The organism is Bradyrhizobium sp. CCBAU 11361 (genome assembly GCF_028128935.1).
In the GTDB taxonomy this organism is placed as follows: domain Bacteria; phylum Pseudomonadota; class Alphaproteobacteria; order Rhizobiales; family Xanthobacteraceae; genus Bradyrhizobium; species Bradyrhizobium niftali.
On sequence record NZ_LBJZ01000200.1, the window covers coordinates 501973 to 518585 of the forward strand.

At 65.1% G+C, this 16613-nt stretch carries 13 protein-coding genes; 11 read left to right on the forward strand and 2 right to left on the reverse strand.

The window, feature by feature from the left end:
* Positions 1–13: 13 nt before the first annotated feature.
* Together msrA and XI08_RS45850 are read right to left on the reverse strand one after the other, a co-directional pair.
* The gene (gene msrA / locus XI08_RS45845; RefSeq protein ID WP_271579483.1) at positions 14–670 is read right to left on the reverse strand and encodes a peptide-methionine (S)-S-oxide reductase MsrA; all 657 of its coding nucleotides are present in this window, start codon (positions 668–670) and stop codon (positions 14–16) included.
* Positions 671–815: 145 nt separating this feature from the next.
* The gene (locus tag XI08_RS45850; RefSeq protein ID WP_027542083.1) at positions 816–1133 is read right to left on the reverse strand and encodes a hypothetical protein; all 318 of its coding nucleotides are present in this window, start codon (positions 1131–1133) and stop codon (positions 816–818) included.
* Between the two features lie 363 nt (positions 1134–1496).
* Here XI08_RS45850 and rpsT point away from each other — a divergent pair, with 363 nt between their 5' ends.
* The 11 genes from rpsT to murA all read left to right on the forward strand — a co-directional run bounded on the left by rpsT (position 1497) and on the right by murA (position 16422).
* Positions 1497–1763 carry a 30S ribosomal protein S20 gene (gene rpsT, locus XI08_RS45855; RefSeq protein WP_011083654.1) on the forward strand — a complete coding sequence of 89 codons (267 nt, stop codon included), beginning with the start codon at positions 1497–1499 and terminating at the stop codon, positions 1761–1763.
* Positions 1764–3033: 1270 nt separating this feature from the next.
* Positions 3034–4446: a chromosomal replication initiator protein DnaA gene (gene dnaA / locus XI08_RS45860; protein WP_271579484.1), complete on the forward strand. Its 1413-nt coding sequence runs from the start codon at positions 3034–3036 to the stop codon at positions 4444–4446.
* A gap of 258 nt (positions 4447–4704) precedes the next feature.
* A complete protein-coding gene (dnaN, locus tag XI08_RS45865; RefSeq protein WP_011083651.1) occupies positions 4705–5823 on the forward strand; it encodes a DNA polymerase III subunit beta in 1119 nt (372 codons plus the stop codon).
* Positions 5824–6075: 252 nt separating this feature from the next.
* Complete coding sequence (locus XI08_RS45870) at positions 6076–6441, forward strand: endonuclease domain-containing protein (protein ID WP_271579485.1); 366 nt, start codon at positions 6076–6078, stop codon at positions 6439–6441.
* A gap of 89 nt (positions 6442–6530) precedes the next feature.
* Complete coding sequence (gene recF, locus XI08_RS45875) at positions 6531–7667, forward strand: DNA replication/repair protein RecF (protein ID WP_271579486.1); 1137 nt, start codon at positions 6531–6533, stop codon at positions 7665–7667.
* Between the two features lie 112 nt (positions 7668–7779).
* Positions 7780–8523, forward strand: coding sequence for a hypothetical protein (locus tag XI08_RS45880; protein WP_271579487.1), 744 nt, complete (start codon positions 7780–7782; stop codon positions 8521–8523).
* 118 nt (positions 8524–8641) lie between these two features.
* Positions 8642–10822, forward strand: a complete 2181-nt coding sequence (locus tag XI08_RS45885) for a hypothetical protein (RefSeq protein ID WP_271579488.1) — start codon at positions 8642–8644, stop codon at positions 10820–10822.
* Positions 10823–11020: 198 nt separating this feature from the next.
* Positions 11021–11593 carry a hypothetical protein gene (locus XI08_RS45890; RefSeq protein ID WP_333929706.1) on the forward strand — a complete coding sequence of 191 codons (573 nt, stop codon included), beginning with the start codon at positions 11021–11023 and terminating at the stop codon, positions 11591–11593.
* Between the two features lie 283 nt (positions 11594–11876).
* Positions 11877–14312, forward strand: a complete 2436-nt coding sequence (gyrB, locus tag XI08_RS45895; RefSeq protein WP_271579490.1) for a DNA topoisomerase (ATP-hydrolyzing) subunit B — start codon at positions 11877–11879, stop codon at positions 14310–14312.
* Between the two features lie 205 nt (positions 14313–14517).
* On the forward strand, positions 14518–14985 hold the full coding sequence (locus tag XI08_RS45900) for a hypothetical protein (protein ID WP_271579491.1): 468 nt from the start codon (positions 14518–14520) through the stop codon (positions 14983–14985).
* Between the two features lie 141 nt (positions 14986–15126).
* Positions 15127–16422 carry a UDP-N-acetylglucosamine 1-carboxyvinyltransferase gene (gene murA / locus XI08_RS45905; protein ID WP_027542075.1) on the forward strand — a complete coding sequence of 432 codons (1296 nt, stop codon included), beginning with the start codon at positions 15127–15129 and terminating at the stop codon, positions 16420–16422.
* Positions 16423–16613 lie beyond the last annotated feature (191 nt).

Consider the following 16613-nt stretch of genomic DNA (forward strand, 5'->3'; position numbering starts at 1 on the left):
GCCTGTAGTTAGCCTACGCGCTCACGCCGACGCCGATCGAGCAGGACACGCCGGTGCCGCCGAGGCCGCAATAGCCGGCGGGATTCTTGGCCAGATATTGCTGATGGTAGTCCTCGGCGAAATAGAATGCGCCGGCGGGCGCGATCTCGGTGGTGATGGCACCGAGGCCCTTGGCTGCGAGCGCCTTCTGATAGAGCGCCTTCGACTCGTCGGCCGGTTTCCTCTGCGCATCCGAGTAAGTGTAGATTGCGCTGCGGTACTGCGTGCCGACGTCATTGCCCTGGCGCATGCCCTGCGTCGGGTTGTGGTTCTCCCAGAACGTCTTCAAGAGCTTCTCGTAGGAGATCTTCTTCGGATCGAACACGACCAGCACCACTTCAGTGTGGCCGGTGCGTCCCGAACAGGTCTCCTCGTAGGTCGGATTCGGCGTGTGGCCGCCGGCGTAGCCGACGGCGGTGGTGTAAACGCCATCGCCAAGCTCCCAGAACTTGCGCTCGGCGCCCCAGAAGCAGCCGAGCCCGAACACCGCCTGCTCGAGGCCGGCGGGATAAGGCGGCTGCAACTTGCTGCCGTTGACGAAATGAGTGGTCGCGGTCGGGATGGCCTGCGCACGGCCCGGCAGCGCCTCAGTTGCGCTCGGCAATGCGGTGGTCTTGCGCATGAACAGCATGGACGGATCTCCGAGGAACGAGCTGTCCGTCGCGTGAGCCAACTCGATAAGCCAGGCGCTCAGGCGGCGTGCTCGCGATCAGGTGGGAATATAGGCATTTACGCGCGAAGGGGCAGCCCTGTTACGGCGCCCTGATGTGCGGCGTTCAGTCCCGCGAATAGCCGATCAGCGGCTTGCGCGGGCGGAACAGGATCATCAGCAGGATGCCGACAATGCCGAGGACGGCGAACACCGGCTGGTCCAGCACGAGGCGGATCACCGAGGTCCAGAGCCAGGGCGCCTTGGCCTCGACCCAGGTCCGGAACGCCGACTGGCTGGCCTGATTGATGTCGTTCCAGAACTGGCCGAACCGGGTGAATTTGAGGGTCTGGTCGGCCACCCAGCGGGCGCCGTCATAGACCATGAAAATGAACCCGCCGGCGAGCAGCAACAGCCCAATCAGTCGGAAAAAGCCGCGGATCATGCCTCACCTTATATGGTCGTCCAATCGGCGGACCTAAAGAAACGCCGCCAGCCAATAGCCGCAAGGCGGCAGAAATTCAACCTCTTCAGGGCGTTACGGCACCCATCCAGGCCGCCCCGGGGCCGGTTTTCCAAGCCTTGAAAGCGTTGACGGTGCCAAAGACCCTCTCTATAAGGGCGCCAACTGGCGGCGGGCGCAATCCTGCCGCCGCTGTTCTTTGAGCAGTTGCAGGCTCTTTGAGGCCTCGTGTTCCGGGAACAGCCTTGAACCGAACACCCTAAATCCGAGCGTCGATTACGCGGTCAAGCAAGCCGGCGCTACCCGACCAAGACGCGACCGGTACCCGCAAAGGACATTGAGACCATGGCCAATACCACCTCCGCCAAGAAAGCGACGCGCAAGATCGCCCGCCGCACCGCCGTCAACAAGTCGCGCCGCACCCAGATGCGCGGCGCCGTGCGCAACGTCGAGGAAGCCATCAAGACCGGCGACCGCGCCGCCGCCGTGAAGGCGCTGGCCAATGCCGAGCCCGCCTTGATGCGCGCCGCCCAGCGCAACATCATTCACAAGAACAATGCCAGCCGCAAAGTCTCGCGGCTCACCGCGCAGATCGCCAAGCTCGCGAAGTAACTTCGCGAACCAGCTTCGCCAAGCGATCTGGTTGCAATCATTCGATCGGTTGATCCGCTCGACATCGCGTTCGTCAATCAGCCCGGCCTCGCGCCGGGCTTTTTGCTGCCTGTCATATTCACGCAAGCAGTCGCGCGCCGCGCCAATCTTCGATTGGAGGATCTGCATCTCCGCACTATGATGCCTTCCGTAATTTTACCTGCAGTCTTGTTGGCGGGTGATGTTGCAACAGCGGAAACTTTCAGTGCAGTGCGAAAAACCTTTGCGAGGCAGGGCTAACTCGCATCTGCACGCGCGCCAGGTTCTGCACACCGTAGTTTCACCGGAACGCATCTCGCGGTGGAGTTACCCTGTGAAACGAGACTCAAAAAACGATGGCTCGCTAATCACTTATCGACATAGCGATCACAAGCATTTGGAAAATTCGTTTGCACGTCGTGCGCGTGACGCTTTTGTAAAAAATTTTTGGCGGTGACGGGGATTTGTCACATGACGCGGTGCATTTTCGATTCTGTGCACGAATCCAAAAACTTGCTCACGAGCCTGTGCACAAGTCGCGCGCGGCGTTAACGCTGGTCAAGTTTTTTGATGCCTCAAGTGTGAATCAATTTCGTTGCGAGTCTTTCCGCTTAGTGTATTCCTTAAGTCGTTCGCGGCGCCCACGATCTTGAGACCAGCGCGGTTTTGGAAACGGGGCGAGCGTGCAAATCGGCGGCGGTGTGCACGTTGGCGACGCTTCAACAAGCGATTGTCGGTTCAAAACCCATAGCAACATGGGAATGGTAGTTCTTTGTCTGAATGTCTCCAAGCGAGATCCAAGCGCAAACGAGAGACATCTTGAGCTACCAACGACAGGCGTGATTGGCGAAGCCGGGCGAACGAACAGTGCAGACGGGCAGGACATCGGCGACTTTGGCCGCGGGTGTCTTCAGGACACGCAGGACCTTGCCGTGAGCAATCACGGCAGGACGGGGAGGTATCATGTCTTACGGACAGAACGCGGTATTGAAACAAGTTTTCCATTCCAACGACGCCGTTCTAAATCCGTCGGACATCCAGCCTCCCGCGTGTGACGGAGCGCCGAGTACGCGCTGACCTCGCGACCCCTCCATCTCTGACATCGCTGATCGGACGCGGCGTTCTCGCCGAACGGTCGAGCCATGCCTGACGATGGACTCGCTTTGAGGTCGCGCCATGCCAGGAACCCTATGGCAGGAACCCTGCATGGCGCTCACAACGCAACTATATCTCTCAAGAGAAGTTTTTGACGATGAACACATCGGAACAGGATCGCTGGTCACGCGTGAAGAGTCGGCTGCGCTCGAACGTGGGCGAAGACGTCTATACGAGCTGGTTTGCGCGCATGGATCTCGAAGACGTGCAGGATGAGAGCGTGCGGCTCTCGGTTCCCACGCGCTTCCTGAAGAGCTGGATCCAGGCCCATTATGCCGAGCGCGTGCTGTCGTGCTGGCAGGCCGAGATGCCGGAAGTGCATCGCATCGATCTCACCGTTCGCTCCGCGGTGCGCCCGGTCGTGCAGCCGAAGGAAGCTCCAGCGCCGGTCGAAACACGCCGTGCGCCGGCGCCGGAGCTGCGCTCGACCGCGACCGCGCCGGTCTCAGCCAATCATGACGCGCTCGGCGGCTCGCCGCTCGATCCGCGCCTAACCTTTGCGAGCTTCGTCGTCGGCCGCTCCAACACGCTGGCCCATGCGGCCGCGCGCCAGGTCGCCGAGGGGCGCCGCGGCGATCCCGTCATGTTCAACCCGCTCTACATCCATGCCGGCGTCGGTCTCGGCAAGACGCATCTGCTCCAGGCGGTGACCTGGGCCGGCAATTCCGGCAACGAGCGCAAGGTGCTGTATCTCACGGCCGAAAAATTCATGTACGGCTTCGTCGCCGCGCTGAAGACGCAGACGGCGCTCGCCTTCAAGGAAGCGCTGCGCGGCATCGACGTGCTGGTGATCGACGATCTCCAGTTCCTTCAAGGCAAGTCGACGCAGGCGGAGTTCTGTCACACGCTGAACGCGCTGATCGACGCCGGCCGCCAGGTCGTGATCGCGGCCGACCGTCCGCCGTCCGATCTCGAGAGCCTGGACGACCGCGTACGCTCGCGGCTGGCCGGCGGCCTCGTGGTCGAGATGGGCTCGCTCGGCGAGGAGCTGCGCCACGGCATCCTCAAGTCGCGCGTCGCCGCCGCCCGCGCCCATCATGCGACGTTCGACGTGCCGGAGGAGGTGCTGCATTATCTCGCCCGCACCATCACCCATAACGGCCGCGACCTCGAAGGCGCGATCAACCGGCTGCTGGCGCACTCCAAGCTCAACAACCAGCCGGTGACGCTGGAGATGGCCGAGCGCGAGGTGCGCGACCTGGTCCGGCCGCAGGAGCCGAAGCGGATCAAGATCGAGGACATCCAGCGCGTGGTGGCGCGGCAGTATAATGTCAGCCGCTCCGACCTCTTGTCCTCGCGCCGCACCGCCAACGTGGTCCGCCCGCGCCAGGTGGCGATGTACCTTGCCAAGACGCTGACCCTGCGCTCGCTGCCCGAAATCGGCCGCCGCTTCGGTGGACGCGACCACACCACGGTGCTGCACGCCGTGCGCAAGATCGAGGCGCTGGTCTCCAAGGACACCGCGCTGTCGGAGGAAGTCGAGTCGCTGAAGCGCCAGCTTCAGGAATAAACGCCTAGGCTTCTCCTGCCATTCTCCCGCCGCCCCGGCCAAGCCAGGGCGGCGGCTTCGTTTTGGGCTGTAAATCGTGGGGAACTGCCCCCCGATCCCTTGAATCCGGGGGCCATCCGCGCCACCTTGCGCGACCCTGACGGCTTTGGTCATATCGGCTGGAAACCCCGGCCTGTCGGGGTCTTCGGTGCCGAGGCGCGCTTTTCGGCCGCCCGGCTTTTCAACGTGGGTTTCCTTGGGGATCGGGCGAGTAGTGCAATGAAGGTTACGGTCGAACGCGCGCAACTCCTGAAATCGCTGGGCCATGTCCACCGCGTCGTCGAGCGCCGCAACACGATTCCGATCCTCGGCAACGTGCTGGTCCGGGCCGAGAACGCGAAATTGTCGCTGAAGGCGACCGACCTCGACCTCGAGGTGACGGAAACGCTGCCCGCGGAAACCGCGACCGCCGGCTCCACCACCGTGCCGGCGCACATGTTCTACGACATCGTGCGCAAGCTGCCGGACGGCTCCCAGATCGTGCTCGAGGCCGACGGCGACCGCGCCGTGCTGGCGATCCGCGCCGGCCGCTCGCGCTTCACGCTGCAGACGCTGCCGGAGAATGATTTCCCGGATCTGGCCGCCGGCGACATGTCGCATTCGTTCTCGCTCGCCGCCAAGGACGTCAAGCGGCTGATCGACCGCACCCAGTTCGCGATCTCGACCGAGGAGACGCGCTATTACCTCAACGGCATCTATCTGCACGCCGCCGGCACCGCCAAGGCCGCGACCCTGCGCGGCGTCGCCACCGACGGCCACCGCCTCGCCCAACTCGACCTGGTCCAGCCCAAGGGCGCGGACGGCATGCCCGGCGTCATCGTGCCGCGCAAGACGGTCGGCGAGGTGCAGCGCCTGATCGAGGACACCGAAGCCGAGATGACGATCGAGCTGTCGCAGGCCAAGATCCGCTTTACGATCGGTAACGTCGTGCTGACCTCGAAACTGATCGACGGCACCTTCCCCGACTACGGCCGCGTCATCCCGCAAGGCAACGACAAGGAGCTCGTCGTCGACAAGAAGGATTTCGAGAACGCGGTCGACCGCGTCTCCACGATCTCGAGCGAGCGCGGCCGCGCGGTGAAGCTGTCGCTGTCGCCGGGCAAGCTGGTGCTGTCGGTGACCAACCCGGATTCCGGCAGCGCGACCGAAGAGCTCGAGGTCGAATACGCCTCCGACGCCCTCGATATCGGCTTCAACTCCCGCTACCTGCTCGACATCGCCGCCCAGATCGAAGGCGAGGTCGCGACCCTCAGGCTCGCCGACCCCGGCTCGCCCACCCTGGTCCAGGACCGCGACGACAAGAGCGCGCTGTACGTGCTGATGCCGATGCGGGTGTGAAGGGACGTGCTCCCTCACCAATACCAGGCACCCCCTCATGATCCAGGCGCAATGCGCATTATCGCGCCCTCTCCCCTTGCGGGAGAGGGCAGCACCGCTATTTGCCAAGACCTCACTCGGGTGAGGGGTCCTCTCGCGGCACCTTCTATGTGGAGACAACCCCTCACCCGCCGTCGCTGCGCGACGGCACCCTCTCCCGCAAGGGGAGAGGATGGCGGCACCGCGCTACAACGACATTCAGAATGAACACCGATGCCGCAAGATCCGCACCATCGGCCGACAGCCAAGCCTCTTCGCCAGTTCGCGAAGAACATGCGGCATCAACCGACAGATGCGGAAGCGGCTATGTGGCGCCTGCTGAGGGATCGCCGGCTATCGGCCTACAAATTTCGCCGACAAGTTCCGATCGAGAATTACATCCTGGACTTCGTCTGCTTCGAGAACCGCCTCGTGATCGAGATCGACGGTAGTCAGCACGCGGAATCGCAGCGCGACGCAGTGCGTGACGCCGCACTTTCCGCGGAAGGTTTCTTGATAGCGCGTTACTGGAACAATGACGTGCTACAGCAGCCCGCTTCTGTATTGGAGGATATCCTTGCAAAGCTTGCCGGGCGGTAAGATACCCCTCACCCGTCGCCTCACTGCGTGAGGCGCCACCCTCTCCCACAAGGGGAGAGGGGGAGAATCGCGTCCATAACGAATAACTGATGACCCCTTCCCGCATTCATCGCCTGACGCTGACGCATTTTCGCAATTATCGGGCGGCGGGGCTCGAGACGGCGGCTGACATGGTGGCCCTGGTCGGACCGAACGGGGCGGGCAAGACCAATTGCATCGAGGCGATCTCGTTTCTGTCGCCGGGGCGCGGCCTGCGGCGTGCGACGCTGGAGGACGTTGCCGACAACCAGGGCGACGGCTCCTGGGCGGTGTCGGCGCAGGTCGAGGGCGCATTGGGCCTCGCCACGCTCGGCACCGGCATCGACGCACCGCGGGCGGATAGCCCGGTGAGCCGGCGCTGCCGCATCGACCGCGAGCCGGTCAATTCGGCGAACGCCTTCGGCGACCACATCCGTATGGTGTGGCTGACGCCGGCGATGGACGGGCTGTTCATGGGCGCGGCCTCCGAGCGACGGCGCTTCTTCGACCGCCTGGTGCTGGCGATCGACAGCGAGCATTCCAGCCGCATCTCCGCACTCGAACGCTCCCTGCGCTCGCGCAACCGCCTGCTCGAGACGCGCAATTACGACGACCATTGGTGCGACGCGATCGAGCGCGAGACCGCCGAGCTTGCGGTCGCGGTCGCCGCAACGCGCGGCCAGACCGCAGCTAGGCTGACCGGCATGCTCAATGCGCGTGCGCAGGCCTCCGCCTTCCCGTCGGCGCAGATCGCGCTCGACGGCTGGATGGAGAACGCGCTGCTTCAGGAGACCGCGACCTCGGTCGAGGACCGCTACCGCCAGATCCTGCGCGACAACCGTCCGCGCGACGCCATCGCCGGCCGCACCACCGACGGCCCGCATTTGACCGATCTCCAGGTCATCTACGCGCCGAAAGGCATGCCGGCGCGCGATGCCTCGACCGGCGAGCAGAAGGCGCTGCTGATCGGCCTCGTGCTGGCGCACGCGACGCTGGTCGCCGAGATGACCGGCATCGTGCCGCTGCTGCTGCTCGACGAGGTCGTCGCCCATCTCGATCCGAACCGCCGCGCCGCACTGTTCGACGAGCTGAAGAAGCTCGGCGCGCAGGTCTGGCTGACCGGCGCGGACCCGGCCGCTTTCGCCGAGATCGGCGCCGGCGGCGAGGTCTTTGACGTCGAGAGCGGACGCGTCTCCGCCCGGCGCTAGTACGCCATTGAACCCGACGATTTCCGGCCGCGACTAGCTGTCAGAGGCCGCGCCGACGGTATCGCGGCCGTGACTGAGCGATGACATGAATCGCAATCTCTTGGAGAGTGAGATGCGGACGGTAAGGCCCGGGGCGCAGGTCCCGGCACACTGGCGGGCGGTTGCGTGCGGCCTCGCGCTGCTCGCAAGCTGCATGCTCGCGGCAGGCGCCGGCGCGGGGCTGCCGCACCTGACGGCGCTGTTTTCGGCCGAGCTCACGCCGGATCCCGCCACCAAGCTGCCCGCGCCGACCCGTTACAGCTACCGGGGCATCCACACCACCGTCGTGCAAGGCGTTGAGACGCCGCTTCGCACCAAGTTAGAGGCCACCGTGCCCGCCGAGCTCGGCAACGTCCTCGCCTTCTACCGCACCGAGCTCGGAAAGCTCGGCTGGCAGGAACAGCACGATGGCGCGGTGGTCTCCGCCGATCACGTCCAGCTCGCCTTCGTCTCCCCGCTCGGACCCGGCATGCTGGCGCTCGACCGCAAGGACAGCGGCACCACGGTCAACCTCGTGCAGAAGAACGCATCCGTCGCGACCAACGCGAACGTCATGCCCGAGCCCGGACAGGCGAAGCTGGTGTTCGCCAACATCAGCGAGACGGACGCCACGCTCACGATCAACGACCGGACCATCAAGCGCGGCGCCGGCGCCTATGCGGTGTCGCTGGATCTGCAGCCCGGCAGATATTCCTACGAGGTGAGCGTGCCGGGCCATCCAGCCACCACGAGTATCCTCAACTTCGCCGCCGGCGATACCTGGGAGCTCACGGTCGGGCGTGACGGAGAGGCATGGTCGCCGCTCCTGCTGTATTGAGCCCTGTTGAACCTCGCGGGTTCCTGCCGCGACTAGTCGTCTGAGGCCGCGCCGACGGTGCCGCAGCCTGCCATTGCGCCGGGGATGAAGACCCGCGCGAAATCCAGGAGTTTTGGCGATGTCGATCATCAAGCGCGGGACGCAGGTCCCGGCACGCTGGCGGCTGCTTGCATGCGGCCTTCTGCTCATGGCGAGCGCGTCTCTGCCCGCACGCGCCGACGATGGCATTGTCGACGTTCATGCGCTGCCGCAACTCGAGGGTGCGGTGGAAGACACCTCGCGCCCTGATCCCTACCGCGTGGAATATCGCATGCCGACGCCGCAGGCGGTGACTTCACCGGCGGTGCGAAAGCTTCTGAGCGACGACGGATGGGTGCCCTACGTGCTGCCGCTGGAGGAGAAGAGCACCACGCTGAAATTCAAGAAGGGACGGCAGGGCCTTTCCGTTCATTTCACGCAGGCCCTCGGCCGGCCCGACCAGTCCGTGGTCTACTACACGACCGACCGGGTCTATTCGAACGTGCCGTTTCCCGAAGGCGCGAGCGACCTCGTGTTCGACGGCACGAGGCCCTATCTCGGCTGCATCGCGCCCGGCGCGCTCGATGCGACCTCGGATTTCTTCACGAAGGAAATGGCGGCGATCGGCTGGCGGAAGCTCACACCGGAGACGGCCGCGCGCTGGGCGAACGCCGATCTCGGCGACGCCGTCCCGAACGGCGTGCGCGTCTTCTACGAGCATCCCGATGGCGACACGACGCAGTTCTACAAGCAGAAGCCGGTGATGCTGACGCTGACCCGCCGCGACGACGGCAGGACCAATGTCGAGATCAGGGTGGCGCCGTTCGCGCTGCCCCAGGAGCTCCAGGCCGACGATGACATTGCCGGCCTGCCGCGACCTAAGCCGACCAAGACCGCCAGGGGATTGGGCAGCGCGACGTCTGCAAAGCACGAAATGTCGGCCGCCGTGATGGCCGACCTGCCCGCGGTGCTCGCCTTCTACCATCGCGAGCTCGCAGCGCGCGGCTGGCAGGAGAATGGCAATGCGCCGCTCGCCGCCGGCGACGAGGTGGCGATCAAGGTCTCCTCGGCGGAGGAAACCGGCGTGCTGCGGTTCGGCCGCAAATATGATTTCACCATGGTCAGCCTGACCGCGCAGTTGACGGAAGCGGCGCTCGCCGCGCGCGCCAGGGCCAAGAAGGAAGCCGACGAGAGATTCTTCAAGGACGCGGAGACCGCGGCCAGGCAGGTCATCGCCGCCGACGAAGCGAGGCGCAAGGTGCAGGCGGCCACGCTGTCCGACACGCCGCTGAATGCGCTCGCCGACAGCAAGACGCCGGTGCCGGTGCCCGAAAACGCCGAAGGCGTGAAATTCGCGGGCGACGACGGCCGGCTCGAATTCTCCTCCACCTCGAGTGTGAAGGCGCTGACCGCGTTCTATCGGGCCGCGCTGAAGCCCGCAGGCTGGAAGGAGCAGCCCTCCGTCATCAACCAGCCCAACATGGCGATGATGGAGTTCTCGAAGGGTGGCAAGTCGATCTCGATGACCGTGATGCAGATGGGCCCGAAAGTGAATGTCAGCGCCAACGGATCGGGCCTCAGGATGGCCGCCGCCAATCCTGCCTCCAAGGGCGGCCCGGTGAGCAACGATCCGGCTGGCGCGCAGGCCAAAGCGTCCGGCCCGCTGGAAGCGGATCCGGAATCTGCGCTGCCGGTGCCGAAGCAGCGTAGTTCGACCTCACTTGGAACGGCAAAACTACCCGGCATCGAGGTGCCGTTCCGCCGCGAGCTCGAAGCCAGCGTGCCGGCCGAGCTCAGCGACGTGCTGGCGTTCTATCGCAGCGAGCTGGCAAAACTCGGCTGGCAGGAGAAGCCGGATGGCGCAGTCGTCGCCGCCGATCGTGTGCAGCTCGCCTTCACGTCTCCGCAGGGACCGGCCGTGTTGAAGCTTGCCCGCGCCAAGAGCGAGACGTCGATCAACCTGGTGCAGAAGAACCCGGATGCCGCGACCAAGGCGGACATCATGCCAAAGCCCGGCCAGGCAAAGCTGCTGCTTGGCAATATGGGCAACCAGGAAGCCGTGCTCACCATCAACAAGCAGACCATCAAGGTTGCAGCCGGCGCGGGCGGTCCGCAGTCGCCGAAGGGGCCCACACTCGATCTGCCGGCGGGCAAGTACCAGTACTCGCTGAAAATGGCGGGCCGCCCCGCCCGCAACGACACCATCGACATCGCCGCCGGCGATGCCTGGGGCCTGATGGTGGGGCCGACCGGCGAAGTGCTGCCGTTGCAGATGTACTGATCCACCGGGCCCCCGATGCGGAGAGCGAGCATGACGACGGCAAGGCGTGCGATGAGAGGTCCGGCACGGTGGCTGCTGCCGCTGTGCGGCCTCGCTCTTCTCGCGGGGGGCCTGGTCGCCGCAAGCGCCGGCAGATGGATGCCGCATCCATCACCGCAAACTTCGGCCGCACTCACACCGGCGGATCCCGACGCCGACATGCCGGTGCCGAAGCAACACAACATCTCCAGCTCCAATACCACCCATGTGACCGGCATCGAAGTCCCGCTGCGGGTCGGACTCGAAGCCCATGTGCAGGCCCAGCTCAGCGATGTGCTCGCCTTCTACCGCACGGAGCTTGCAAAGCGCGGCTGGGAGGAAAAGCCGGATGGCGCTGTGGTAGCCGCCGATCATGTGCAGCTCGCCTTCGCCTCCCCCAAGGGGCCGGCCACCCTGAAGCTTGGCCGCGCGAAGGACGAGACTACGGTCAGCCTGGTGCAGCGGAATACGGAGGCCGCGGCCAAGGCCAATTTCCTGCCGATAGCAGGACAAGCGCGGCTGATATTCGGCTATCTTGCGCCCGATGTGGCTTCGCTTGTGATCAACGATCAAACCATCAAGATCGCGGGCGGCGAAAATCATCCACAAACGCTGGATCTGCCGCCCGGCACCTATTCCTACGCGCTGCTCGTGTCGGGCTATCGGGTGCGCACCGATACCATCACCGTGGCGGCAGGCGAGGCTTGGTCCCTCACGTTGGACGGCGACAAGAAGCCGGATCAGATCTACTGAACGCAGGTGGCCTGTTCCCGGGCGCCACGGCGCACGGGAACCCGCTTCTCCGCCCCGCAAAATCCACGCCTTCGAGGGGTGAAAAAGAGGCTCCGAATCGGGCTTTTTGCAGCGCCCAGAATCGGCCTTCGGGAGCCTTGAAAACCGGCCGAAAATCCCTATTTAGTCAAAGGGTTGCCGGAGGATACTTTGCGCTAGGCGCAATCCGTCTTTCATGGCACAAATAGCCTCACATCAGCGCCTTTTTGTGCGGCTGATTCGGGCGACATCTCGAAGGCCTCTCATGACAGAACCTGCTCGGCAGACGCCTGCCGAAAACGAACCCTCAAATCCGAGCGATTACGGGGCGGAATCGATCCGCGTGCTCAAGGGTCTCGATGCCGTGCGCAAGCGCCCGGGCATGTATATCGGCGACACCGACGACGGCTCGGGCCTGCACCACATGGTGTACGAGGTCGTCGACAACGCGATCGACGAAGCACTTGCCGGCCACGCCACGCGCGTCGATGTCGTGCTCAATGCCGACAATTCCGTCACCGTGCGCGACGATGGCCGCGGCATTCCCGTCGACATCCACAAGGGTGAAGGCATCTCGGCGGCCGAGGTCATCATGACCCAGCTCCATGCCGGCGGAAAGTTCGACCAGAACTCCTACAAGGTCTCCGGCGGCCTGCACGGCGTCGGCGTCTCCGTCGTGAATGCGCTGTCGAGCAAGCTCGGCCTGCGCATCTGGCGCGACAACAAGGAGCACTACATCGAGTTCGCCCATGGCGATGCGGTCGCACCGCTGGTGGTGGTCGGCGACGCGCCGGGCAAACGCGGCACCGAGGTGACGTTCCTGGCCTCGGGCGAGACCTTCAAGAACATCGAATATGATTTCGCCACGCTCGAGCATCGCCTGCGCGAGCTCGCCTTCCTCAACTCCGGCGTCAACATCGCCCTCTCCGACATGCGCCACGCGGTCGAGAAGCGCGAGGAGATGCACTATTCCGGCGGCGTCGAGGAATTCGTCAAATATCTCGACCGCAACAAGAAGGCGATCGTGCCTGCGCCGATCATGGTGCGCGCGGAAGCCAACGGCATCGGCGTCGAGGCAGCACTTTGGTGGAACGACAGCTACCACGAGAACGTGCTGTGCTTCACCAACAACATCCCGCAGCGCGACGGCGGCACCCATCTCGCCGGTTTCCGCGGCGCGCTGACGCGCCAGGTCAACGGCTATGCCGAGGCCAATGCGAAGAAGGAAAAGATCGCGCTGACCGGCGACGATTGCCGCGAAGGCCTCACCGCCGTTTTGTCGGTGAAGGTGCCCGATCCGAAGTTCTCGTCGCAGACCAAGGACAAGCTGGTGTCCTCGGAAGTGCGTCCCGTGGTCGAGAACGTGCTCAACGAGGCGCTCCAGGCCTGGTTCGAGGAGCACCCTAGCGAAGCCAAGATGATCGTCGGCAAGGTGATCCAGGCCGCGGCCGCCCGCGAAGCCGCGCGAAAGGCGCGCGAGCTGACGCGCAAGAGCCCGCTCTCGGTCTCCTCGCTGCCCGGCAAGCTCGCCGACTGCCAGGAAAAGGATCCGGCCAAGTCCGAACTCTTCATCGTCGAGGGCGACTCGGCAGGCGGCAGCGCCAAGCAGGGCCGCAACCGCGAATTCCAGGCGGTGCTGCCGCTGCGCGGCAAGATCCTCAACGTGGAACGCGTGCGTCCCGACAAGATGCTGGGAAGCGAGCAGATCGGCACGCTGATCACCGCGCTCGGCACCGGCATCAGCGACGAGTTCTCGATCGACAAGCTGCGCTATCACAAGATCATCGTGATGACGGACGCCGACGTCGACGGCGCCCACATCCGCACGCTGCTGCTGACCTTCTTCTACCGGCAGATGCGCGACATCATCGACGGCGGCTATCTCTACATCGCCCAGCCGCCGCTCTATAAGGTCTCCAGAGGCAAGTCCGAGCAGTATCTGAAGGACGAGCGGGCGCTGGAAGACTATCTGATCGACGCCGGCCTCGACGACTGCGTGTACATTCCCGGCACCGGCGGCGACCGCACCGGCCGCGATCTCCGCTCGCTGGTCGACGACGCCCGCGCCGTCCGCAGCATCCTGCGCAACCTGCACAGCCGCTATAACCGCAGGGTCGTCGAGCAGGCGGCCATCACGGGCGTGCTGAACAAGGCGATCTACGGCGATCCCGAGAAGGCCGCCGCAGCCGCCCAGTACATCGCGAGCCGGCTGGACAGCCAGGCCGAGGAGGTCGAGCGCGGCTGGGTCGGGCAATACGTCGAAGGCCAGGGCTTCCTGTTCGAGCGCACGGTGCGCGGCGTCAAGGAAGCCGCCGTTATCGACGATGCCTTCCTCGGCTCGGCCGAGGCCCGCAAGCTTGACGAGTACACGCCGAAACTCCAGGACGTCTATGCCCGCTCCGGCAAGCTGCGGCGGAAGGACAGCGAGCAGATGGTCCACGGCCCGTCCGACCTGTTCGAGGCGGTGACCGAAGCCGGCCGCAAGGGCATCTCGCTCCAGCGCTACAAAGGTCTCGGCGAGATGAACCCGGAGCAGCTCTGGGAAACGACGCTCGACACCGAGGCGCGCTCGCTGCTCCAGGTGAAGGTCAAGGAGGTCGACGAAGCCGACGACATCTTCACCAAGCTGATGGGCGACGTGGTCGAGCCGCGCCGCGACTTCATCCAGGAACATTCGCTGAGCGCGACGATCGATATCTGAGGCGCGGCAGCGTTCACGAGAGGTCGTCATGGCCGGGCTTGTCCCGGCCATCCACGCCTTGCTCCGCGGAACAGAAACGTGGATGCCCGGGACAAGCCCGGGCATGACGGCTAGACCAAACCCTGCATCGCTGAACCTCACCACCCGCCATCGCGACGAAACGGCATGAACCCGCAAGGCCATTCGGGCCGGGAAGCGCCGTGCCATGACCAGCTCAGCGACCGCCAGTTCGGCCCTGCCCTCCCGCCGTCTCGGCGTGATCGGCAGCATCGTCGGCGTGCTGGCGCTGATCGCGGCCGTGCTGCCGCACTGGGTCGTGCCCGTGATCTATCCGCCGCCGTCGGCGGACCAGGTCATCGTCGACACCGGGCACCGCCTCAAGGACCGCCTGATCGCGCGCGTCAAGGGCACCGAATATCACGCCCCGCCCCGCGAGAAATCGACGGGCAGCCAGCTCAGGGAGGCATCCTCGATCGGTGCGATCTCGCTCGGGCTGCTCGCGATCCTGCTCGCCGTCCTCGCGCTGGTGTTTCGCGAGGAGAGGCTGCTGGCGGGCGTGGCGGCAGCACTCGGGACCGGCGCCATCGCCATCGAGATATCCTTCCTGGCCATGGGCGTGCTGATGCTGATCGTGATCCTTTATGTGGTGGCGAATATCATCGGCTTGTTCTAAACGCCCGGTCCAGCGGGCCTCTTCGGGGGCCATGAGCGGCTCTCCGCCGCGACAAGTGCAGAATTGCTACCCTGCTCAATTCTCGGTAGTTTCCGCTTCCGAAGCAGCCCGCCCCACCGCAACAGGACGGAGAGAACCGACGTGGCGCCCATCCAGTACATCGTCGAGGGCGGTCACCGGCTCTCGGGCTCGATCGAGCCGTCCGGCAACAAGAATTCAGCGCTGCCGATCATCGCCGCCGCCCTGCTCACCGAGCATCCGGTGACGCTGGAGAACGTGCCACGGATCCGCGACACCGAAACGCTGGTCGAGCTGATCCGCTCGGTCGGCGCGGCGGCGGAATGGACCGCCCGCAACACGCTTCATATCCATGCCAAGAGTATCCGCGCCGCCGATCTCGACCCCGAGCTCTGCGTGCGCATCCGCGCCTCGATCCTGCTCGCAGGCCCCCTGCTCGCCCGCTGCGGCGAGGTGATGCTGCCGCCGCCCGGCGGCGACGTCATCGGCCGCCGCCGGCTCGACACCCATGTGCTGGCGCTGGAACAGTTGGGGGCCAAAGTCACCGCGACCGACCGGCTCGAATTCCGCGCGCCAAAGCTCGCCGGCGCGGACGTGTTCCTGGACGAGCCAAGCGTCACCGCGACCGAGAACGCGCTGGTGGCGGCGGTCGCCGCAGACGGCGTCACCTATTTGCGCAACGCGGCCTCCGAGCCGCATGTGCAGGACCTCGCCAATTTCCTGGTCGCGCTCGGCGCCAAAATCGAGGGCATCGGCACCAACACGATGATCATCCATGGTCCAGCGACACTGGGCTCCACCACCTACCGGATCCAGCCCGACCATATCGAGGTCGGCTCGCTGATCGGGCTTGCCGCCGTGACGCGCTCGCCGCTTCGCATCGTGCGCGCCGGTGTCGAGCATCTGCGCTCGATCCGCATGGGTTTCGAGCGGCTCGGCATCGTCTGCCGCGTCGAGGGCGACGACCTCATCGTGCCCTCGAACCAGACGCTGAAGATCCAGGACGATTTCGGCGGCCACGTGCCGAAGCTGGAGGACCAGCCCTGGCCCGCCTTCCCGGCCGATCTGATGTCGATCGCGATCGTCACCGCCACGCAATGCGAGGGCGTGATCCTGATGTTCGAGAAGATGTTCGAATCGCGGATGTTCTTCGTCGACAAGCTGATCGCGATGGGCGCGCGTATCGTGCTCTGCGATCCTCACCGCGCCATCATCGCCGGCCCGAGCCGCCTGCGCGGCGCGCCGATGACCTCGCCCGACATCCGCGCCGGCATGGCGATGCTGCTGGCCGCCGTCTGCGCCGAGGGCACCTCGACCATCAACAACGCCGACCAGATCGAGCGCGGCTACGAGCGCATCGAGGAGCGGCTGAACGCGCTGGGCGCGAAGATCAAGCGCGTGCCCGAGCGCAAGGGCTGAGGGCGTCTTTCTTCCCTTCTCCCCTTGCGGGAGAAGGTGGCATAGGCGGCCTACGGCCGCCGTTCTCAAGAACGCCGAAGCGAAGCTTCGGCTACGGCGCCGGATGAGGGGTTCTCTCCGCGAATTCAATTGCGAGTTGGACTCGCGGAGAGAACCCCTCACCCGTCTCGCCGCTCTGCGGCGAGCCACCC